The following is an 805-nucleotide window of genomic DNA, read 5'->3' on the forward strand; positions in this document are numbered from 1 at the left end:
GCTGCCTGTGCTTGCGTGACGAACTCCGCGAGTTCGCGGTTATAGCGGGGCGCCTCTTCCCAGAACGGCGCGTGGCCGCTGTTTGGGTAGAGAGAAAGCTTCGCACCCGGCACGGTGGCGGCGGTGAACCGCGCCATGGCCGGGGTCAGGATGCGGTCCTTCTCGCCATGGCTGACCAGCACGGGCAGGCGCAGCCCCTTCAGCACCGCCGCGTAGTCGGCCGGGCGCCCGGCGAGGCCCGCGCGCACGTAGTGCGGCGCCAGCATGTTGAAGGCGAGCATCGTCTGGAAGTCCGAGGCGTCGGGCTGGGTGGCGAAGCAGGACCGCAGGAAGCGGATCGTACCATCGACGAAGCCGTCGATCCCCGGCGCCAGCATGGCCTGCGGGCCGAGCAGCCCCGCGTCCGGCCCGAGGAAGGCCGGGTCGCCGAGCGAGCTGCTGGCATCGACATAGTTGATCCCGGCCAGCCCCGCCGCACCATGGGCGGTGAGGTAGTCGCCGACCACCCGCCCGGCATAGGACCAGCCGACCAGCACGGGCCGCTGCAGCCCGAGTTCCGCGATGACGCTCCGCACGTCGTCGGCCCAGACCTTGCCGGGCTTGTAGAAGGCGTCGCCCTCGGGCTTGGCGCTCATCCCGTGCCCGCGCAGGTCGATCGCCACCATCCGGAAGGCGCGGGAGAGCTCAGGATCGCGCAGCTGCCGGTCCCAGGAGAGCGCCGCCTGCGCAAAGCCGTGCAGGAAGAGGATCGCCGGCCCCTGCGGGTTGCCGAACTCGTAGGCCGCAAGCCGCACTCCATCGGGCG

At 71.2% G+C, this 805-nt stretch carries 1 protein-coding gene; it reads right to left on the reverse strand.

Annotated elements, in window-relative coordinates:
• Window positions 1–805: alpha/beta fold hydrolase (locus D9599_RS30770; protein WP_198385139.1), on the reverse strand; the 805-nt coding region annotated here is incomplete at both ends.

Source organism: Roseomonas sp. KE2513 (assembly GCF_016107305.1).
GTDB lineage: Bacteria > Pseudomonadota > Alphaproteobacteria > Acetobacterales > Acetobacteraceae > Roseomonas.